Annotated in this window: 22 protein-coding genes; 8 read left to right on the top strand and 14 right to left on the bottom strand. The window is 73.7% G+C overall.

Annotation, left to right across the window (positions count from 1 at the left end):
• Window positions 1-146 precede the first annotated feature (146 nt).
• The 4 genes from ACFYE1_RS05210 to fdhD form a co-directional block, all read right to left on the bottom strand.
• The gene (locus tag ACFYE1_RS05210) at window positions 147-1,466 is read right to left on the bottom strand and encodes a M18 family aminopeptidase (RefSeq protein WP_387740698.1); all 1,320 of its coding nucleotides are present in this window, start codon (window positions 1,464-1,466) and stop codon (window positions 147-149) included.
• Window positions 1,467-1,475: 9 nt separating this feature from the next.
• The gene (locus ACFYE1_RS05205) at window positions 1,476-2,579 is read right to left on the bottom strand and encodes a CPBP family intramembrane glutamic endopeptidase (protein ID WP_387740696.1); all 1,104 of its coding nucleotides are present in this window, start codon (window positions 2,577-2,579) and stop codon (window positions 1,476-1,478) included.
• A gap of 76 nt (window positions 2,580-2,655) precedes the next feature.
• Window positions 2,656-3,390: a glutamine amidotransferase gene (locus ACFYE1_RS05200; RefSeq protein WP_387740694.1), complete on the bottom strand. Its 735-nt coding sequence runs from the start codon at window positions 3,388-3,390 to the stop codon at window positions 2,656-2,658.
• Window positions 3,391-3,430: 40 nt separating this feature from the next.
• On the bottom strand, window positions 3,431-4,312 hold the full coding sequence (gene fdhD / locus ACFYE1_RS05195; protein ID WP_387740692.1) for a formate dehydrogenase accessory sulfurtransferase FdhD: 882 nt from the start codon (window positions 4,310-4,312) through the stop codon (window positions 3,431-3,433).
• A 398-nt stretch (window positions 4,313-4,710) separates the two neighbouring features.
• Here fdhD and ACFYE1_RS05190 point away from each other — a divergent pair, with 398 nt between their 5' ends.
• The 5 genes from ACFYE1_RS05190 (at window position 4,711) to ACFYE1_RS05170 (ending at window position 8,548) form a co-directional block, all read left to right on the top strand.
• Entirely contained in the window at window positions 4,711-5,301 is a 591-nt protein-coding gene (locus ACFYE1_RS05190) for an alternate-type signal peptide domain-containing protein (RefSeq protein ID WP_387740690.1), read from the top strand.
• A 120-nt stretch (window positions 5,302-5,421) separates the two neighbouring features.
• Window positions 5,422-6,018: a hypothetical protein gene (locus ACFYE1_RS05185; protein WP_387740688.1), complete on the top strand. Its 597-nt coding sequence runs from the start codon at window positions 5,422-5,424 to the stop codon at window positions 6,016-6,018.
• A 16-nt stretch (window positions 6,019-6,034) separates the two neighbouring features.
• Window positions 6,035-7,033 carry a hypothetical protein gene (locus ACFYE1_RS05180; RefSeq protein ID WP_387740686.1) on the top strand — a complete coding sequence of 333 codons (999 nt, stop codon included), beginning with the start codon at window positions 6,035-6,037 and terminating at the stop codon, window positions 7,031-7,033.
• Complete coding sequence (locus ACFYE1_RS05175; protein ID WP_387740684.1) at window positions 7,030-7,692, top strand: signal peptidase I; 663 nt, start codon at window positions 7,030-7,032, stop codon at window positions 7,690-7,692. The genes ACFYE1_RS05180 and ACFYE1_RS05175 overlap by 4 nt, the downstream gene beginning before the upstream one ends.
• Before the next feature lie 103 nt (window positions 7,693-7,795).
• The gene (locus ACFYE1_RS05170) at window positions 7,796-8,548 is read left to right on the top strand and encodes a PIG-L deacetylase family protein (protein WP_387740682.1); all 753 of its coding nucleotides are present in this window, start codon (window positions 7,796-7,798) and stop codon (window positions 8,546-8,548) included.
• Between the two features lie 22 nt (window positions 8,549-8,570).
• Here ACFYE1_RS05170 and ACFYE1_RS05165 read toward each other — a convergent pair whose 3' ends face one another.
• The 3 genes from ACFYE1_RS05165 to ACFYE1_RS05155 all read right to left on the bottom strand — a co-directional run bounded on the left by ACFYE1_RS05165 (window position 8,571) and on the right by ACFYE1_RS05155 (window position 11,534).
• On the bottom strand, window positions 8,571-9,785 hold the full coding sequence (locus ACFYE1_RS05165; RefSeq protein ID WP_387740680.1) for an MFS transporter: 1,215 nt from the start codon (window positions 9,783-9,785) through the stop codon (window positions 8,571-8,573).
• On the bottom strand, window positions 9,778-11,061 hold the full coding sequence (locus tag ACFYE1_RS05160; RefSeq protein WP_387740678.1) for a glycosyltransferase 87 family protein: 1,284 nt from the start codon (window positions 11,059-11,061) through the stop codon (window positions 9,778-9,780). Before ACFYE1_RS05160 ends, ACFYE1_RS05165 begins: the two co-directional genes overlap by 8 nt.
• A gap of 131 nt (window positions 11,062-11,192) precedes the next feature.
• Complete coding sequence (locus ACFYE1_RS05155) at window positions 11,193-11,534, bottom strand: hypothetical protein (protein ID WP_387740676.1); 342 nt, start codon at window positions 11,532-11,534, stop codon at window positions 11,193-11,195.
• A gap of 276 nt (window positions 11,535-11,810) precedes the next feature.
• Between ACFYE1_RS05155 and ACFYE1_RS05150 the strand changes: the two genes are divergently transcribed.
• The gene (locus ACFYE1_RS05150) at window positions 11,811-12,545 is read left to right on the top strand and encodes a GAF and ANTAR domain-containing protein (RefSeq protein WP_387740674.1); all 735 of its coding nucleotides are present in this window, start codon (window positions 11,811-11,813) and stop codon (window positions 12,543-12,545) included.
• Between the two features lie 127 nt (window positions 12,546-12,672).
• Here the strand turns inward: ACFYE1_RS05150 and ACFYE1_RS05145 are convergent, their stop codons facing one another.
• Window positions 12,673-13,482 (bottom strand): SDR family oxidoreductase, encoded by an 810-nt coding sequence (locus ACFYE1_RS05145; protein ID WP_387740672.1) that lies wholly within the window; start codon window positions 13,480-13,482, stop codon window positions 12,673-12,675.
• A 141-nt stretch (window positions 13,483-13,623) separates the two neighbouring features.
• Between ACFYE1_RS05145 and ACFYE1_RS05140 the strand changes: the two genes are divergently transcribed.
• Window positions 13,624-14,325 (top strand): hypothetical protein, encoded by a 702-nt coding sequence (locus tag ACFYE1_RS05140; protein ID WP_387740670.1) that lies wholly within the window; start codon window positions 13,624-13,626, stop codon window positions 14,323-14,325.
• Window positions 14,326-14,362: 37 nt separating this feature from the next.
• On the opposite strand, the gene ACFYE1_RS05135 is transcribed toward ACFYE1_RS05140, so the two are convergent.
• Window positions 14,363-15,292, bottom strand: coding sequence for an NADP-dependent oxidoreductase (locus tag ACFYE1_RS05135; protein WP_387740668.1), 930 nt, complete (start codon window positions 15,290-15,292; stop codon window positions 14,363-14,365).
• Window positions 15,293-15,454: 162 nt separating this feature from the next.
• On the opposite strand from ACFYE1_RS05135, the gene ACFYE1_RS05130 reads away from it, so the two are divergent.
• Entirely contained in the window at window positions 15,455-15,877 is a 423-nt protein-coding gene (locus tag ACFYE1_RS05130) for a VOC family protein (protein WP_387740667.1), read from the top strand.
• A 68-nt stretch (window positions 15,878-15,945) separates the two neighbouring features.
• Here the strand turns inward: ACFYE1_RS05130 and ACFYE1_RS05125 are convergent, their stop codons facing one another.
• The 5 genes from ACFYE1_RS05125 to moaC all read right to left on the bottom strand — a co-directional run bounded on the left by ACFYE1_RS05125 (window position 15,946) and on the right by moaC (window position 19,192).
• On the bottom strand, window positions 15,946-16,404 hold the full coding sequence (locus ACFYE1_RS05125; protein ID WP_387740665.1) for an SRPBCC family protein: 459 nt from the start codon (window positions 16,402-16,404) through the stop codon (window positions 15,946-15,948).
• Window positions 16,405-16,525: 121 nt separating this feature from the next.
• A complete protein-coding gene (gene moeB, locus ACFYE1_RS05120) occupies window positions 16,526-17,704 on the bottom strand; it encodes a molybdopterin-synthase adenylyltransferase MoeB (RefSeq protein ID WP_387740663.1) in 1,179 nt (392 codons plus the stop codon).
• A 5-nt stretch (window positions 17,705-17,709) separates the two neighbouring features.
• Window positions 17,710-18,162 (bottom strand): molybdenum cofactor biosynthesis protein MoaE, encoded by a 453-nt coding sequence (locus ACFYE1_RS05115; protein ID WP_387740662.1) that lies wholly within the window; start codon window positions 18,160-18,162, stop codon window positions 17,710-17,712.
• Complete coding sequence (locus tag ACFYE1_RS05110; protein WP_387740660.1) at window positions 18,159-18,698, bottom strand: MogA/MoaB family molybdenum cofactor biosynthesis protein; 540 nt, start codon at window positions 18,696-18,698, stop codon at window positions 18,159-18,161. Before ACFYE1_RS05110 ends, ACFYE1_RS05115 begins: the two co-directional genes overlap by 4 nt.
• Window positions 18,695-19,192, bottom strand: coding sequence for a cyclic pyranopterin monophosphate synthase MoaC (gene moaC / locus ACFYE1_RS05105; protein ID WP_387740658.1), 498 nt, complete (start codon window positions 19,190-19,192; stop codon window positions 18,695-18,697). Before moaC ends, ACFYE1_RS05110 begins: the two co-directional genes overlap by 4 nt.
• Window positions 19,193-19,433: the final 241 nt, after the last annotated feature.

Raw genomic sequence — 19,433 nt, 5'->3', positions numbered from 1 at the left:
GTCCGGGCCCCCACCAGGGGGCGCCTCCTGCGGCAGGGCACCGCCGAAGGGGCGCGTCCGGACGGATCGTCACCCGATCCTCGTCCGGACGCGCCCCTTCGGCGTGGCGGAGCACCGGACGGGGACCGCGCGGCGGGACCGGCCGGTCAAGGGGTCCAGAAGGCTCCCACGACGGCCCCGAGGGCCGCGACGTCGTCCACGTGGCACAGTTCCCGGGCGGAGTGCATCGACAGCAGGCCGATGCCGACGTCGATGGTGCGCACGCCCAGCCGGGCGGCGGTGATGGGCCCGATCGTGGACCCGCACGGCACCCGGTTGTTGGAGACGAACTCCTGGTAGCCCACACCGGCGCGCGCGCAGGCCTCGGCCCAGATCCCGGCGCCCACGGCGTCCGTGGCGTAGTGCTGGTCCGCGTTGATCTTCAGGAGTGGCCCGGCCCCCGGCACCGGCCGGTTCACGGGGTCGTGGTGGCCCTGGTAGTTGGGGTGCACCAGGTGCCCGGCGTCGGCGGACAGGCACACGGACCCGGCCAGGGAGCGCCGGTGCTCGGCGGCAGAACGGCCCAGGCCCTCGGCGATGCGCACCAGCACGTCCTCGAGGAACGGCCCCGCCGCGCCGGAGCGGGTGCGGGAGCCGATCTCCTCGTGGTCGAACGCGGCGAGCACCGCGATGTGCCGGCCCTGCTCGACCGTCTCCGCCTCGCGGGCCAGGGCGCTCAGCCCGGCGTGCACGGAGGACAGGTTGTCCAGCCGCCCGGAGGCGAACAGCGTCCCGCCCCGCCCGAACACGGAGGGGGGCTGCGCGTCCGCCAGCACCACGTCGTAGCCGACGATCCGGGCGGGGTCCACGAACCTGCCGTCCGCGTGCTCGGCCAGCAGCGCGAGGACGTCCGCGTCCTCCGGCTGCCCCACGCCCCAGACCGGCTGCACGTGCTGCTGCCGGTCGAGCTGCAGGCCCTGGTTGGCGTCGCGGTCCAGGTGGATGGCGAGCTGCGGGATGCGGGCCACGGGGCCGGTGGCGGTCAGGTGCTCGACCGGGGCGCCGTCCGCCCCGCGGACCACGAGCCGGCCCGCCAGGCGCAGCTCGCGGTCCAGCCACGAGTTCAGCAGCGCTCCCCCGTAGGTCTCGACCCCGGCCTGGTGCCAGCTGTGGGCCGTGCTGGTGGGCCTCGGCTTGAGCTTGAAGCCCGGCGAGTCGGTGTGCGCGCCGAGGATCCGGAACCCCGCCGCCGGCGGGACCTCCGCGGGGGTGGCCCACGCGATGACAGCCCCGTCGCGCAGCACGTAGCGCCGCCCGCGGACGCCGGCCCGGGCCCAGTCCTCCGTCTCGTCGAGGCGGACGAAGCCCGCCTGCTCCAGCCGGGCGGCGGCGGCGTGCGCGGCGTGGAAGGAGCTCGGCGACTCCATCACGTAGCGGCCGAGGTCCTCGACGGCGGACCGGGGGTCGACAGCGGTGCTCGGTTCCATGCGGTCAGTCTACGAAAGGGGCTGGGGCGCGGGTCCGGGCACCTGACCCGCCCAGTGGCCGGGACAGGCCGGCGGGCCCGGGCACACCCAGGCACCGGTCTCGTGGCCCGTCCGGCCGGGTCCGGGGCCGGACGCGAGGAGGACGGGCGGCCGAGGCGGGTGCACGGTCCGGGTCACCTCCACGCCGCGCCGGCGCGCGCCGCGGACCACGAGCCACGCGAAGAGCAGCTGCATGACCGCCGAGATGGCGAGGGCCACCCAGGTCGACTCCTCGGCATCGGGGTCGGACAGGCCGAGGGCCCCGAAGAGCGTGGCGATCACGTTGTTGACCACGTGCAGGGCGATCGCCGCCTCGAGTCCGCCGGTGCGCCAGGTCAGGTAGCCGGCGACGACCGCCATGACCGCCACCGCCAGCAGCCCCCAGGTGTCGTACAGGTGCCCGAACGTGAACAGGGGCACCGGCAGCAGGATCGCGAACACGGGCCGGCGCAGCCACCGTCCCACGGTCTGCATCAGGTAGCCCCGGAAGACGAGCTCCTCCGCCGCGCACTGCAGCGGGACCACCAGCACGATCATCGCGATCAGCCACCAGAAGCCCTCCACCGGCTGCGGGGCGGTCAGCGAGCCGAGCAGGGCGTACTCCGCGAGGGCGGCGGCAGCGTGGCCCACCACGTAGATCGCCAGGGCCACGAGGAGGCACCGGCCGAGGAAGGCCCAGCGCAGCCGCCCCGTCACGGACAGCAGCAGCCCGAGGGGCCGGGGGCCCATGATGGCCCGGGCCGCGAGGAGCGCCGGGATCATGAGGACCAGGGAGAAGAACAGCATGAAGAAGATCGCCGGGTCCATGATGTCCAGCTCCGTGCCCCCGAGGAAGACCTCGTCCAGGGCCTCCTCGCCGCGCACGGCCATGAGCCCCACGGCCCACACGATGCCGAACACGATGGTCAGCACCAGGTAGAAGGCCCCGAAGAGCAGCAGCTCCACGAGCGGCTTCCACCACCGGTGGTCGGGGTCGGCGTGGCCGAGCCGGTGGTACGGCAGGAGTCGGGGACCGGGGCCCGAGGGCTGGTCGTCGAGGGATCCCTGCCTCCAGGGGGCGGTGCGCGTGGTCATGCCTCCCACGGTATCCGCCGCCGCCTTTTCCGGACACGCGACAGTTCGGGGGTGCGAGCCCCGGTCCGCCGGGGACTCACCGGACGTAGCGGTCCACGAACGCGGCGAGGATCTTCGCGGGCTCGGTCACGGGCGGCCCCGTGCGGACGCGGTCCTTGACGTCCTCGGCCTCGGCGAGCGGGAAGTACCCGTGCTCCTTGTACGCCTCGATCCGGTTGAGCAGCGCGGGGGCGTCGAGCTCCGGGTGGAACTGGGTCGCGTAGAGGTTCTGCTTGACCCGGAACATCTGGACGGGGCACCCCGTGCCGGTCGCCAGCAGGACGGCGGCGGGCGCCAGGGTGCGCGTGCCCTCCTTGTGCCCCACGAACCCGTGGAACGCGGGCGGGAACTCCCGGAGCAGCGGGTCCTGCCGCCCTTCCTCGGTGAGGGTGACCTCGATGACGCCGATCTCCTCGCCGCGGGTGCGGTCCACGATCCCGCCCTGGTGCGTGCCCAGGGTGCCGACGCCGTAGCAGGCGCCGAGGAAGGGGAAGTCCCGGGCGACGACCTCGTCGAGCAGGCCCCGCATCTCCGACTCGGCCCGTCGCTGCACCTCGGACTTCAGCTGCGGCGGATCGGAGGAGTTGAACGGGGATCCGCCGATGATGACCCCGGAGTAGCGCTCGAGGTCGATCGGCGGCATGGGCCCGGCCTCCAGCCTCACCCGGTGGAGGTGGCTCTCCTGCAGGCCGCTGAAGCGGCAGATGGTCTCGTACTCCTCGTCCGCGACGTCGTCCTCGGCGCGGGTGGCGAGCAGCAGGAAGGGCTTCATGACCCCATCGTAGCCAGCACCGGGGCGCTCCCTTGCCCGCTCAGGGGACGAGGCGCTCCCGGTGGGCGTAGGCGTTGAACGAGGTCCCACGGCTGAAACCGAGCAGGGTGAGACCCGCCTGGTCCGCGAGGTCCACGGCGAGGGCCGAGGGCGCCGAGACGGCCGCGAGCGCCGGGATGCCGGCCATGTACGCCTTCTGCACCAGTTCGAACGAGGCGCGGCCCGAGACCTGCAGGACGGTGGAGCTCAGGGGCAGGAGGTTCTCGCGCAGCGCCCAGCCCACCACCTTGTCCACGGCGTTGTGCCGGCCCACGTCCTCGCGCACGCACAGCAGCTCCGGCTCTCCGGAACCGGCACCCTCAGCGGCCCCTTCGCCGGTCCTGGCCGGACCGTCCGGGAAACGGAAGAGGCCCGCGGCGTGGACGCCCCCGGTCGTGGAGAACAGCTTCTGCCCGGTGCGCAGCCGGTCCGGCAGGGCGAGGAGCGCGGGCACGGACAGCGGGGTCCGGTCCGCGGCCGGGTCGAAGGAGGAGACCTTGGTGACGGCCTCGATGGACGCCGTGCCGCAGACCCCGCACGACGACGACGTGTAGACGTGCCGCTCCATGGAGGTGTCCGGCAGGGCGACCCCGGGCGCGAGCCGCACCTCCACCACGTTGTAGGTCCGCTGCCCGTCCGGGCCGATGCCGCTGCGGTAGTCCATCTGCACGATCTCGGACGGCGCGCGCACCACGCCCTCGGAGACGAGGAATCCGGCCACGAGGTCGAAGTCGTGGCCGGGCGTGCGCATGGTCACGGTGAACGGGCTCCCGTCGAGCCGGATCTCCAGGGGCTCCTCGCCGGCCAGGGTGTCCGCCCGCCCGGTCCCGTCGCCGTCGGCGGTGTACCGGTGCACGCGGCGCCGCTGGGAAGCACGGGTCATGGCGGTCCTCCGGTCCCGGCCCCTCCGGGCGGGAGGCCTCCCCGGCATCCTAGGGCCACCCTCGATGCAGGCCGAACCGGGGACATTACCGGGTAGTAACGTCAGGTGAAGTGGGGACAGGACAAGCCTGTTCGAATTCATAGACTTTTGTCTAGGGTTGACGTGTCAAGGGAATTCGGCGGCAGGGCTGCCGGCGAACTCCCCGGGCGATCCACTGCGGTTCCCCGGGCCGGCGCGCCGAGGCGCGGCCGTCGCAGCGGGCTCCCCGTCCCTCCGTCATCCGGAGGAGACCGGGTCACCGCCGCCTCCGCGGACACCCCACCGGATGCCCGGCACGACACGCGCACCGATCCCGCACGTTCCTTTCTCTCACCCCTCTCTCGCTCGAAGGCGGAACCATGAACACTGCATCGCAGACCCACCTGTCCGAGTCCCCCGCGCAGGGTGGCAAGAACCGGCGCGCCGGCAAGGCCGTCCTGGCCGGCGCCGTGGCCGTCGGCCTCCTCGCCGCCGGTGGCGGCACCTTCTCGAAGTGGTCCGAGGAGCAGGCCATTGCCTCGGGAGACATCGTCACGGCCGGAGAGCTCTCCATGGAGAGCACGACCGTGTCCTGGAAGGACGGTGCCGGGAACACCATCGATCCGGCCAAGTACCGGATGGTTCCCGGTGACACCATCGCGCTCCACGCCGCCACCAAGGTGATCGCGAAGGGCGACAACCTGAACGGGTCCCTGAAGCTGCAGCTCCCGGCACAGCTCCAGCAGGAGATCGACGCACTCGAACGGGCCGGCTACGTGACTTACAACGTCTCCCTGACCAGTGGCGACAAGTCAGCCGAGGACTCCTACCCGATCACCGAGAGGGACAACGGGGATGTCGTAAAGGCCGTCGCCACGTTCACCTGGGACGCGGACAAGACCACCGGCAACGACGGCGAGAACGTGTCCAAGTCGCTGAGCGGCACCAAGCTCGTCCTCGCCCAACAGTGACCGCGCGGGGCCGATCGGCCCCGGAAGGTTCCGGAAGACCCCGGTGCGGCGACGACGCCGCACCGGGGCGCTCCACCCCTCGCACCCCGTCTCGCTCCGTCTCATCCCTCAGAGGCTCCCATGACGCGCACCGACCGACCCCGACCCTCGACCGCCGGCCGCACCCTCGCCGCCGCCGCGGCCTCGCTCCTGGCCCTCACGCTGCTCGGCAACGGTCTCGGCACGGCCGCCCGCTGGTCCGACGTGGCTCCGCTCGAGACGCAGGCCGTCAGCACCGGCGCCCTCGACGTGGCGCTGGAGCCCGCACGGGCGACCCTCCACCACGCCGACTTCGATCCGGTCACGGGTGCGGTCCGGCGCGAGGCCACCGACCTCACCGGAGCGGCGGCCACCCTGTCCGCACTGGCCGCCGGCGACGCCGTCGTCGTCACGAGCCGGGCGACCCTCGACGTCGAGGGCACGAACCTCACCGCGACCCTCACGGTCGATCCCGGCGTGCCGGCCGGCAGTGCGGTCGTGCCGCGCGTCGAGCTGGTGCCGGCCTCCGGAGTGCTGCCGGCGTCCCCCGGTCCCGGGCCGTCCTCGTGGACGGTGACCGCGGCCCACGACGGCGCGGCCTACGACGTCACCGTCACCTACGAGGTCTCCCCGGACCCCTCTGCCCAGGGCGCAGCCGTCGACCCGGGCTCCCTCACGGTCGCCCTCACCCAGAACTGATCCCCCAGGAGTTACCTTGCGCCAGTACCGCACCCCCACGGCCTACGTGCTCGGCGTCCTCGTCCTGCTGGCCGCCATCGTTCTCACGACCCCGAACGGCGGGACCCAGGCGCGCTGGTCCGCCTCCGCACAGGCCGCGGTGCCCGCCCTGACCACGGGCCGGGTCGGCTTCGAGGTCGGCGGCGTCCAGGACTCGGCGACCCTCACCAACACCTCCGGGTTCGGCGTCCGGTACCGGCCGCTGCAGGTCGCCCTCCTGGACTCCAGCGGGGGGTCCGTGGCTCCGCCGCAGGGCATGCGCTTCGCCTACCGCGCCGGCGCGGACTGCGCCGCCGCGGAGTCCCCGGCGCAGTGGACGGCTGTCGCGCCGGGCGGGCCCGCCCCGGTGGCCGTCGGCGGCGGAACCTGGGCGCCCCTGGATCGGGACCGGCCCGCCGGAATGTGCCTGACCGTCTCGACCGACGCCGTCGCCGAGGACGCGCTGCGTCCGCTGGACGGGCAGGTGCTGCAGGTCGTCACCCAGGTGGAGGCAGCCTCCCTCGGGGACGGCACGTGGTCGACGACCCGCTCCTGGACGGCGCCGTTCACGGTGGAGCTGCCGGCCGTGGAACAGCCGCCGGTGGAGCAACCGCCCGCGACCGCTGCGGCCCGCCCGGTGGTGCAGGACGCGGCGCAGTGCGGTGCGGACAAGAGCGCCGCGCTGCTCCGGTGGGAATGGACCGAGCGCTCCGGCGTTCCGGCCGTCACCGAGTGGCAGATCTGGGTGCGCCCAGCCGGCACCACCGGGGCGCCCACACAGGTGCAGACCGTGCGGGACGGCGCGGCGCGAACGGCTCAGGTCACCGCCTCCGACCTGCTGAAGCCGTCGCACCTCCGCCCCAGCCAGGATCACGAGGTTCTCGTCCGGGCCGTGTTCGCCACCGGAGGCACCCCCCACGTGGACAGCGCCTACGCGTGGAGGATCAAGACTCCGGGCGGAAGCGGCCACATCAACTGTGAAGGACTCCCGTCATGAGCACCGCGCTCCGCAAGACCGTCCATCCGCTGCTCGTGATCGCCCTGACCGCGGTGGCCGCGCTGCTGCTCGCCGTCGTCGTCGTGCCGCTCGCCCTGGGCTGGGTGCCGCTGACGGTGCTCTCCGGCTCGATGGGGCCGACCGTCCCGACCGGCAGCCAGGTCGTGGTCGCCCCTCTCGAGGGCGAGGACGACGCCGCGGGGCTGAGCACCGGGGACGTCGTGACGTTCATGCCCCGTCCGGACGATCCGACCCTGGTCACCCACCGGATCGTGGGCGTCGCCGTGGACGGCGAGGGACGGCGCAGCTTCACGACCCAGGGCGACGCCAACGCCGCCCCGGACGCGGACCCGGTCACCGCCACCCAGCTGCGCGGCCTGGTGAAATACCACGTGCCCTGGGCCGGCTACGCCGCCACGCTCCTGGACGCGGAGCAGAAGCGCGGCGGGGTCCTGCTGGTCGCCGCGGCCCTGTTCGGCTACGCACTGTGGCAGCTCGCGGGCGCGGTCCGGGACCGCGGACGGCGCCCGGACGAGGTGGCGCACGAGGTCACGGCCCGGGTCGCGGACCAGGCCCCGGCCGAGGCCGCGGAGCCGGTGTCGCCGGCGGAGGCGCGGACGGAGACGCTGCCGGTCGTGCCCGCCGCCCCCGGCCGCTGAGCTGCACCACCGCTCCTGCGGGGACGGCGCGTCCTCCCGGCCTGTCGGCACCGGCAGGGCCGTCGCGTTGCCGGTCCGTGGCGCCGGGGCCATGATGGGGACCATGACTGAGACTCCGCTCACGCACGTCGACGAGAACTGGCAGCGCGCCCTGGTGGTGGTCGCGCACCCGGACGACATGGAGTTCGGCGCCGCCGCGGCCGTGGCCCGCTGGACCGGACAGGGCAAGGACGTGGTCTACTGCCTCGTCACGAGCGGGGAGGCCGGCATCGACGGGCTCGAGCCGCAGCAGTGCGGGCCGCTCCGGGAGGCGGAGCAGCGGGAGTCGTGCCGGATCGTGGGCGTGGAGCAGGTGGAGTTCCTGCACCAGCCGGACGGGGTGCTCGAGTACGGGGTCGCGCTGCGGCGGCGGATCGCGGAGGTGGTCCGCCGGCACCGCCCGGACGTGGTGATCACCAACAACTTCCGCGACACCTGGGACAACGCCACCAACCTGAACCAGGCGGACCACATCGCCACGGGCCGGGCCACCCTGGACGCCGTGCGGGACGCCGGCAACCGGTGGGTCTTCGCGGAGCAGGTCGAGGAGGGCCTGCAGCCGTGGCCCGACGTGCTGGCGGTGTGGGCGGCGGCCTCGCCCGGTGCCCGGCACGCGGCGGACGTCACGGAGACCTTCGACGCCGGCGTGGAGTCCCTGCGCGCCCACCGCGCCTACCTCGAGGGCCTGGGCTGGACCGACTTCGACCCGGACGCCTTCCTGCGGGGCAACGCCGCCGCCGTGGGCGAGCGGCTCGGAGTGCCGCTCGCGAGCTCCTTCGAGGTGCTCCCCCTGCAGTGGGGCGGCACCGAGGACTGAGCCCGCTCCCCCAGCGGGGCGCTCAGGCCGGCTCGGGCTCCCGCAGGACCGTGAGCACCAGGAGCACGGCGAGGACCACGAGGGCCGCCACGAAACCGACGGCCCCGCCCCAGCCGACAGCCGTGTAGAAGACCCCGCCGGCCGTGCCCAGCACGGACGAGCCGGCGTAGTAGAAGAGCGTGTAGAGGGACGAGGCCTGCGCCTTGCCGGTGCGGGAGCGCACCGGCACCCACCCGGAGGCCACGGCGTGCGCGGCGAAGAAGCCGGCGGTGAACAGCAGCAGCCCCAGCACGATCACGGGGATCGACGGGACGAGCGTGGCCAGCAGCCCGGCGAGCATGACGATCCCGCTGCTCGCCAGTACCACCCGGCGCCCGTGGGCCGCCGCGATCCGTCCAGCGGTCCCGGAGGACCAGGTGCCCGAGAGGTAGGCGAGGAACAGGAGGCTCACCACGGTCTGGGACACCCCGAACGGCTCCTCGCCGAGGTGGAAGCCCAGGTAGTTGTAGATCGCCACGAACCCGCCCATGAGCAGGAAGCCCTGCAGGTAGAGCACCCACAGACCGCGGTCGGCGAGGTTGGCGCGCAGACGCCCCAGCAGACCGGCCGGCCCGGCGAGCCGGACGGTCTGGCGCACGAAACCGCGCTGGCGCGGGGCGATGACGATGAAGACCACGGCGGCGAGGGCGGCGAGCACGCTCACCGTGATCGTGCCGGTCCGCCAGCCGAACGCGTCGCCCACGGGCGCGGCGATGATGCGCCCGGCGAGGCCGCCCAGGCTGGTGCCCGCCACGTAGGTGCCGGCGGCCACGGCGGCGTGCCGGCGGTCGAGCTCCTCCGCGAGGTAGGCCATGGCCACGGCGGGGATCCCGCCCAGGGCGACTCCCTCCGCGAAGCGCAGCGCCACCACCGTCTCGAAGCTCGGCGCCAGGGGCATCACGAGCCCCAGGACCGTGGCGGACACGACGGCCATCACCATGGTCCGCAGCCGGCCCCACCGGTCGGAGACCACGGACCACGGCAGGACGCCCACGGCGAGGCCGAAGGTCGCGGCGGAGACGCCCAGGGACGCCTTCGCGGCGTCGATCCCGAGGTCCGCGGCCATGAGCGGCAGCACGCCCTGCACGGAGTAGAGCTGGGCGAACGTCGCCACCCCGGCGCAGAGCAGGGCCAGCAGCACCCGGCGGTAGCCGCGGCTGCCGCGGTCGTAGCCGGTCCAGGCGCCGGGCTCAGGCACGACCCGCGCCACCGGCGTCCCGGGCCCCCGCGCGGAGCCCCGCGACCACCCACAGGGCCAGGAGCAGGAACAGGGCGAGATAGGACATCGCGGCCACGGCGTCGATCACGGGCCCGGAGACCCCCAGGGGGCGCAGCCACGCGTCCCAGCGGATCGGTCCGACGTACAGGCCCACGAGGGCGACCCCGCCCAGCACCAGGGCGGACCGGCGCGGACCGTCCCGGAGGAACGCCGGCCAGGCCTCGACCCACAGCGCCGTGAACACGAGGCCCCACCACAGGTGGTGGTGGGACCAGGTGACCGGGGACATGTAGAGCATGACGAGGGCGTTGACCACCACCACGGAGAGGATCATCCCCCGGGCGGCGAGGACCCGGATGAGCAGGGCGACGCCGACGACCATGGCGAGAATCAGCGCCCAGCGCAGCAGGGGCTCCACCACCCCCGGGACGCCGAGGTGGAGGAGCACCCCCTGCAGCGACGTGTTGTCGACGTACGCGGTGCTGCCGACGCGTTCGTCGCTGACCACGGCCTCGGACCAGAACACCACCGCGTCCCGCGGCAGCACCAGGAAGCCGATCAGGACGGTCGCGGCGAACGTGAGGCCCATCGTGAGGATCGGCCGCAGCTGCCCGCGCACGAGGAACACCAGCCCGAACGCCAGAGGGGTCAGCTTGATGCCGGCGGCCAGCCCGATCCAGAACCCGCGGGGGACCCTGCCCAGCAGGGTGTCGTCGCGGGTGCGCAGCAGGTCGTACAGCACCAGTGCGAGGAGCAGCGCGTTGATCTGCCCCAGACCGACGTTGCGCATCCAGGGCCCCGACCACAGCAGCACGGCGGTGCCCGCGGCCACGGCGGTGGCCGGGCCCAGCAGGGTCTGCAGGGGCAGCGGGCGGCCGCGGACGGCCGCGTAGCGCAGGAGCACGGCCGAGAGGATCCCTGCGAGGCCCATCGTGGCGAGCCCCAGGGCGAGTTCGGTGAGCCACTGGGGGAGATAGGCGAGCGGCACGAACAGCAGCGCCGCGAACGGCGGGTAGGTGAAGGGCAGTCCGCCGTCGTCGTGCTGACTGAGCCCGGGGCCGTAGAGCTCGTCGTCGAACCCGTGCCGGTCCACCACGGCCATGCCGCCGAGCCGGTAGACCTCCAGGTCGATGCTGCCGTCGAAGACCAGCCACACGGACCGCACCAGCACGCCCACCAGCAGCAGCCACACCAGACCGGTCAGCGCCGACGTGCGTCCGGTGCGGGACGCGACGGCGGTGGACGAAACGCTCACCGGGGCCTCAGTTCTCGGGTCGGTGCGTGCAGGAGCGGACGCAGGCGGAGGTTGCGGCCCCCACTCTAGGCCAGCCCGGCCCCGTCCTGGTCCGTGGGCCCCTCAGCTGCGGGTCCGGCCGGTGGTCCCGGTCAACCGCCCCATCCCGAGGCCTCCAGGCGGCGCACGACGGAGGTCGCGGCGGGCCGGTGGGCAGGAAGGGCGTCGGGGACCAGCACCTCCACGCGACCGGACCCGTCGGGGGCCGCGTCGTGGTCGACGGCCCAGCGCAGCAGGTCCACCGCGATCTCCTCGACATGGCCCGCGGCGGTGAGATCGACGCTGACGGTCACCGGGGGGATCAGCGTCCGGGCCCGGCGCACCAGCGGATACAGGGCGTGCTGGTTGGCCTCGGTCAGGCACCCGGTGACGGCCAGGCGCACGTAGGCACCGTCCAGATCGACCTGGACGAGCACGGAGAGCTTGTGGTCCACGAGAGCATCCTTCGTCGCATGCCATCAGCCGCACGGCCGTCTGCTCGACCTCTGTCCAGAGTAGGTCTCCCCTTCCGGCCCGGCCACCGGTCCGTGCGTTTTCCGGCCTGCCGCGGGGTGCCCCGGAGCCGCTCACCCCTCCCGCGGCCGCTCCGGCGGCGGGAGCGGACGCCCCGGGAACACGGCATGATGGATCCTGAGAACTGCGAGGTCTCGCGACGGCCAGGGCCGACGGCACCCGCACCGCGTGCCCGCTGCGACCACCGGAGGACGACCATGACGGAGCACGAGACGGGCGGCTCGCCCGCGGCACCCCCGCACGAGCTGCTGCTCGAGAGCGAGGACATCACGTCCTTCCTCGACGGCCTCACGGCCGTCATCGCCCAGGCCCTGTCCACCGGCGGGGACGAGGTGTGGTGCGCGGTCACCCTGCTGCGGCCGAAGAGGTCCTCCACCGTGGCCTCCTCCAGCCCCGCGGCCGAGGCTTTGGACGAGATCCAGTACCACTACGGCGACGGGCCGTGCCTGACGGCCTGCCGCGAGCACCGGCTGGTCCACGTCGCGGACACCCGCTCCGACCCTCGGTGGCCCGAGTACGGCCGGGCCGCCGCCGCCAACGGCATCCGCTCCGCCCTGGGGGTGCCCCTGGAGCTCGCCGGCGAGGCCGCCGCCGCCCTGGACGTCTACGCCGACCGCCCCCACAAGTTCGACCCGGCGACGATCGAGGTCATCCAGCGCGAGGTGGCCTCCGCGTCCAGCGCGCTGCGCCTGGCGGTGCGGATGGAGAAGCACCGGGACACCGAGGCGGACCTGAAGGCGGCCATGGCGTCGCGCACCGCCATCGACCTGGCCGTGGGCATCGTCATGGGCCAGAACCGCTGCTCCCAGGAGCAGGCCTTCGACATCCTCCGGGCCGCCTCCAGCCACCGCAACGTCAAGCTGCGCTACCTGGCCGCGGAGCTGGTCCCCACCGTCGGCCAGGGCCCGGCCGCCACCCACTTCGATCAGTGAGGGCCCGTCCCCCGACCGGCAGGCGCGGACGGGCGGCCACGGGCGGCGTGCCGGTGCCCTCCGGCGGGTGCTCCGGTCGGTGCTCCGGTCCGCCGGGGAACCGGGTCGTCCTGCGGCGCGGGAGCGGCTAGCCCTTCCGCCACTCGTCGCTCGTCAGGTGGGAGCCCGCCTGCGGCCCCATCTGCACCATGCCGCCGTCGACGACCCAGGACGCCCCGGTGACGTAGGCGGAGGCCGGGGACGCGAGAAACGCGATGACCGAGGCGATCTCGCGGGCGTCCCCGGGCCGGCCCAGCGGCACGCCGGGACGGTGGGTGGCCCGCGGGTTCTCGTCCTCCTGCCCCGTCATCGGGGTCGCGATCTCCCCCGGCGCCACCGAGTTCGCGGTGATCCCGTGCTCCCCCAGCTCCAGCGCGATGGTCTTCACGAGTCCGCCGAGGCCGTGCTTGGCGGCGTCGTAGGCGCTCGAGCCGACCCGGGGCACGTGCTCGTGGACGCTCGTGACGGCGATCAGCCGGCCGCCCCGGCCGGCGGCCACCATGTGCCGTGCCGCCGCCTGGAGGCACAGGAACGCGCCGTCGAGATCGGTGGCCAGCACCTTGCGCCACGTGCCCAGTGACGTCTCCAGGAACGGGACGTTGGCCCCCGTGCCCGAGTTGTTCACGAACACGTCCAGGCTGCCCAGCCGCTCCACCAGGCCGTCGACGACGGCACCGCAGCTCTCCAGCTCCGTCGTGTCCAGCCGCGCCACCACGGCCCGGCGGTCGTAGGACCGGACCTCCTCCGCCGTCCTTTCGGCGCCCTGCTCGTCCCGGTGCCAGGTGATCCCCACGTCCATGCCGGCCGCCGCGAGCGCCACGGCGGTCGCACGCCCGATGCCGGAGTCGGATCCGGTCACCACGGCCGTGCGGGGACTGAAGTCGGGAGTGTTCTCCATGATCGTGGCCCTTCCTCCGTGCAGCGCGCGGACCGCCGTGCTGGGCGGCCCGGAGGCATCAGCCTATGCCCCGTGGTGACGTGGCGCACGCCCTGCGGAAGGCGGCCGCAGCCATTGCGGACCGAGGTCGAGGAGAGGAGCATGTTAAGCAAGCTGATGGTCGGAGACGAGGAGAGCACCATGGCACGCCAGGATTCGTCAGGATCGACCGTCCCCGAGGAGCCCCGGGGGGACCGGCCGGGCGCCTCCACCCCACGGGGGCGGCGGCAGGAGGTGGTCGCCGCGGAGAAGCGGGAGTTCGGGGGCGTGAAGTTCGGCTCGGCGTTCTTCGGCTGGATGACCGCCACGGGCATCGCCGTGCTGCTCACCGCCCTGCTCACCGCGATCGGCGCGGGCGTGGGGGTGGCGACCAGCACGGATCCGGGCGAGATCGCGGAGCAGGTGGCCCAGGACGCCGGCACCGTGGGCCTCGTCAGCGGCATCGCCCTCGCCCTGGTCCTCTTCATCGCCTACTTCGCCGGGGGCTACGTGGCCGGGCGCATGGCCCGGTTCGACGGCGCCAAGCAGGGGGTGGCCGTGTGGGTCTGGGCGATCCTCATCGCGATCGTCCTCGCGGTCCTGGGCGCGGTCGCGGGCGAGCAGTTCAACGTGCTGCGCGACCTCAACAGCTTCCCCCGGATCCCGATCGGTGAGGGCACCCTGACCACGGGCGGCATCATCGCCCTGGTGATCGCCGTCCTGATCCCGCTGCTCGCGGCGATCCTGGGCGGCCTGGCCGGGATGCGCTTCCACCGGAAGGTGGACCAGGTCGGCATCGACCACCAGTACCGGTCCCACTTCTAGGTCCGGTGGCCGAGACCGGCCCTCCGGGTGCCGAGCGTCAGAACTCCAGGACGAGCCGCCCCCGCACGCCTCCGGCCTCGAGCCGTCGGTGCGCCTCGGCGGCGTCCGCGGCGGGCAGGACGGCGGCCACGCGCAAGGACAGCACGCCCTCCTCCACGTACCGGCGCAGCCGGTCGAGCTTCCGGCCCGAGTGGTACTCGTGGGGCACGCTGATCCGGTGCATGGTGATCCCGCGGCCCGGATCCCCCGTCCAGTGCCGCACGGTCGCGAAGCCGCCGCCGTCCCGGACGGCGGGGGCCGCCTTCTCGTCGAGCACGGCGGCGTCCACGAGGGCGTCGACCCCGTCGGGGAAGAACTCACGGATCCGCTCCGCGACGTCGTCACCGCGGGCGACCACGTGGTCGGCGCCCAGGCTCTCCACGAGCTCCAGGTCGTGGACCGACGCGTCGGCCACGACGGTCAGGCCCTCGTGCTTGGCGAGCTCCACCACGTAGTTGCCCAGGGTCCCGGCGGCCCCCGTGACGGCCAGGGTCTGCTCGGGCTGCAGATCCAGCACCTCGAGGATCTGCAGGGCCGTGAGGCCGTTCATGGGCAGCGTGGACGCCGTGGCGAAGTCCGTGTCCGCCGGGAGGCGGGCGATCGAGTCGTCGGGGGCGACCAGGAGCTCCGCGTAGGCGCCCCCGTGCTCCCCGCGCGGCAGGGCGATGGCCATGACCGCCTCCCCCACGCGCCAGGCGCTGCCCTCCCCGACCTCGTCGACGGTCCCGGCCGCGTCCATCCCCGGCACGTACGGCGGCCGCAGGTGCTCCAGCGGCTGGCCGCCGGCCCGCAGCACGGTGTCCGTGGGGCTGACGGCGGCCGCCCGGACCCGGATCCGCGCCTCCCCGGGGCCGGGGTGGGGGTCCGGCACCTCGTGCACGGCGAGGGCCTCGGGCCCTCCGAACGACTCGACTCCGATGACTCGCATGCCCGTTCCAACCCCGGGGCGCGCGAACCCATTCCGGTCTCGACCCGATGCCGTTCCGATGCGATCCTGACACGCGGGCGAGGATTCCGTCACACCGTTGCGGATGCACCGGCCGAGGGCCATCCTGAGGGCGGGTCCCGCCGCACCACGAAGGGGAACACCATGGCACCGACAGACTTCATCACCCTTCCCGTCTCGGACCTGGAGAGATCGAAACGGTTCTACTCCTGTCTCGGCTGGCGCCTGCACCCGGCTTTCGAGGGCACCGGCGCCGGGACGGTCGAGATCCACGAGGACGAGCACGTCATGGTCCTGAGCGAGGACCGCCACCTGCGCCTGGTGGGCCCCGCGACGCCCGGCACCCCGGCCGACGCCTCCGTCGTCAACGCGCTCAGCGTCGACTCCCCCGACGAGATCGACACCATCGTGGACCGGGCCGTCCGCGCCGGCGGGGCCGAGGGCGACGCCCAGGACTACGGCTTCCTGCGCTCGCGCTGCTTCCGGGACCCCGACGGACACCAGTGGGAGATCCTGTGGGTCGATCCCGCGGCGGCCTCCGCCCGCGCCGCCCGCCGGCAGCAGTGACCGCGGGCGCGACGGAGCCCGGTCACCACCGGTGACCGGGCTCCGTCCTGCCGTGGCGGCTCAGGCGCTCACTTCTCGGAGACGGCCGCCGCGAGCCGCTCGAGAGAGTGCTCCAGGGCGCCCTCCTCGAAGAGCGGGAAGGACACGGCCTTCCTGGCCTCCGGGGTCGCGTGCTCCCACGAGTAGGTCTCGGTGACCAGCGTGGCGCCGGGACCCTGGGGCTCGAGCTCCCAGATCCACTCCCAGCCCTCCAGCTCCGCGCCCTGCGGCTTGGGCTTCCAGGCGAGGAGCTTGTTCTCGTCGTAGCCGGAGACGGTGTTCTCCATGACGTAGTCGCCGCCCATGTGCTCGCCGTTCATGTTCATCACGAACACCTGGCCGACCTTCTGGATGCGCTGGTCGTCGCCGGAGACGACCGTGCCGGAGCCGTCGATCTGCTGGTGGCGCGAGGGCAGGCTGAGGACGTCGAAGATGGCGTCGGCGGGGGCGTCGATGACGCGGCTGGCGGAGAGGCTGTTCTGGGACACGGGTGGATCCTTTCGTCGGCGACGGTACGGTCCCACCGTAGGCAGACGGGACCGGTCCCTGGCCAGGGCGTCCGCTCCCCGCGTAGCCCGGGAGGCGCGCAGCAGGGGCCGTGCGGATCGGTCAGTAGGGCTGCTGGGACGGGTCCACCTGCTCGATCCACGCCAGCACCCCGCCCTCGAGGTGCGCGACGTCGGCGTGTCCTGCGGCCCGCAGGAGGTGCAGGGCCCGCTCGGAGCGCGCCCCGGCCTTGCAGTGCAGCACGACCCGGCGACCCGGGGCGATCCGGGCGAAGGCGTCCCCGGACTCGAACTGCGCGAGCGGGAGCAGCCGTGCACCGGGGATCGCCGCGAGCCGGGCCTCGTAGGGCTCCCGGACGTCGACGAGCTCGAAGTCCGCGGCGCCGCGCTCCCGGGCCGCCAGCAGCTGCGCGAGCTCGGGCGCCGTCACGGTCGGGACGTTTTCCGGCAGCCGGTCGGGGCCGGGCGCCGAGCAGGCGGGAGCACCGTCGTCGGCCGCCGTCAGGACCGTCACGGCCGGACGGCCCGGCGTGGGCGACAGCGGGATCTCCCACCAGCGCGCCGAGAGGGCGTCGTAGGTGGCGACCCGGCCGAGCATCGTGGTGCCGATCCCGGTGACGAGCTTGACGGCCTCGACCGCCATGGCGGTGCCCAGCAGGCCCGGCAGCACGCCGAGCACCCCGGCCTCGGCGCAGTCGGGCACCGTCCCCGGCGCCGGGGACACGGGGTAGAGGTCGCGGTAGGTGGGCCCGAGCGCGCCCCAGAACACCGAGTACTGGCCGTCGAAGCGCAGGATCGAGCCCCAGACGTGCGGAAGGCCCGCCAGCTCGCAGGCGTCGGAGACGAGGTAGCGGGTCTCGAAGTTGTCCGTGCCGTCCAGCACGAGGTCATAGCCGGACAGGATCTCCTCCGCGTTGCCCGCGGTGAGCCGCTCGCGGTGCTCCACGACGCGCACCAGCGGGTTGAGGTCGGCGATCCGCGCGGCGGCCGAGGCGGTCTTGGGCGCGCCCAGCGTCGTCCCGCCGTGGATCACCTGGCGCTGCAGATTGGAGGCCTCCACGAGGTCGTCGTCGACGACGCCGAGGGTCCCGACGCCCGCGGCGGCGAGGTAGAGCAGGGCCGGGGAGCCGAGACCGCCCGCGCCCACGCACAGCACCCGGGCGTTCTTGATCCGCCGCTGGCCCTCCTCGCCGATCTCGGGGACGGTCAGGTGGCGGGCGTAGCGGCGCAGCTCGGCGTCGGTGAGCTCCGCGGCGGGCTCGACGAGCGGGGGCAGGTCCACGGCGCTCAGACGTCCAGTCCGACCCACTCGGTGGAGCCGTCCGCGAACCGCTGCTCCTTCCAGATGGGCACCTCGGTCTTGATCCGGTCCACGAGCGCGTCACAGGCGGCGAAGGCGAGCTTGCGGTGGGCGGCGGCCACGGCGGCCTCCAGGGCGGAGTCCCCGACGCGCAGGTGGCCGATCCGGTGGGCGGCCCAGATCCGCACCCCGGGGAACTCCTCGGCGACCCGTCCGGCCACGTCCTGGATGGCCCGGTCCGCGCCGGGGTGGCAGGTGTAGTCGAGGCTGGTGACGGGGCGGCCGCCGTCGTGGTCGCGGATGACACCGCTGAAGCAGACCACGGCGCCGGTGCGCTCGTCCTGCACGGCTGTCACGGCCCGGGCGTGGTCCAGGGGCTCCTCGGTGACGAAGGCGCCGACCACGGCGGTCTCCGCCCGGATCGGTCCGGGTGTGCTCATCGGTCGGTCTCCTCGTGCGGTCGGGGGTCGGGGTGGGGGCGGTCGTGCCCGCGGTCGCGGTGGCCCTCGAGCTGGTCGCAGATGTGGTCGAGGAGCGGTTCGAGCACCTTCAGCCCGTCCCAGACCCCGCCGGTGGAGCCGGGCAGGTTGACCACGAACGTGGCGCCGCTGACCCCGGCGTGCCCTCGGCTGAGCACCGCCAGAGGCGTGGTCCTCCGGCCCTCCGCCCACAGTGCCTCCATGATGCCGGGCAGCTCACGGTCGAGGAAGGGGCGAGTGACCTCGGGCGTGAGGTCGTCCGGGGCGAGACCGGTCCCCCCGCTGGTGACGACCACCCGGGGGCGGTCCGCGGGGTCGCGGGCCACGAGCAGCCTCTCGAGCTCGGCGCGCACGTCCGCGCCGTCGGCCACCACGAACGGGCCTTCGACCTCGAAGCCGTGGGAGCCGAACCAGTCGGCGGCGATCCGCCCGCTCCGGTCCTGGTAGACCCCGGCGGCGGCGCGGGTGGAGGCGACGATGACGGCGGCGCTCCTCATGCGGCGTCCCCGTCGGTCCGCGCCCAGTCCCCGGACTTGCCGCCGGACTTCGCGAGCACCCTGACCCGGTCGATCTCGGCGAGCTTGTCCACCGCCTTGATCATGTCGTAGAGCGTCAGGGCGGCCACCGAGGCTGCCGTCAGCGCCTCCATCTCCACGCCGGTCACCCCGCGGGTCCGCACCGTTGCGGTGATCCGCACGCCGTCCGCCAGTCGCTCGAAGTCCACGGTCGCCCTGCTGATCGGCAGGGGGTGGCACAGCGGGACCAGCTCCGGGGTCTTCTTGGCCGCCATGATCCCCGCCACCCGGGCGACCGGCAGGGCGTCCCCCTTGGGGAGGTCCGCGGCGAACACCTGCTCCACGACGTCGGGGCGGGTGCGCAGCGTGGCCGTCGCGGTGGCCTCGCGGGTGGTCACGTCCTTCGCCGAGACGTCCACCATGTGCGCGGACCCGTCCGCCCGGAGGTGCGTGAGGCTCTGCTGCTGCTCGGTCATGTCGGTTCGGTCCCCTTCAGCTCTCCCGGTCGGTGCGTCCCTCCCATTCTGGCCCACTTCGTGCCGTGCACCGCCCGTCATGTCTGGTCCCGCGCCGAGGGGCGGTGCTAGCTTGACGGAACGCGACCAGAGCGCCGTCGACGCCGCCGGCACTCGCGAAGGAGTCACTGTGCTGTCGGACACCGCTTACCCCGTCGTGAGGGCCACGCTGCCCGTGGTGGGGGAGAACATCCAGGAGATC

Source organism: Kocuria nitroreducens (assembly GCF_042879195.1).
Lineage (GTDB): Bacteria > Actinomycetota > Actinomycetes > Actinomycetales > Micrococcaceae > Kocuria > Kocuria nitroreducens.
The sequence above is the reverse complement of the archived record's forward strand: the minus strand, read 5'-3'. Positions and strand labels throughout refer to the sequence as shown.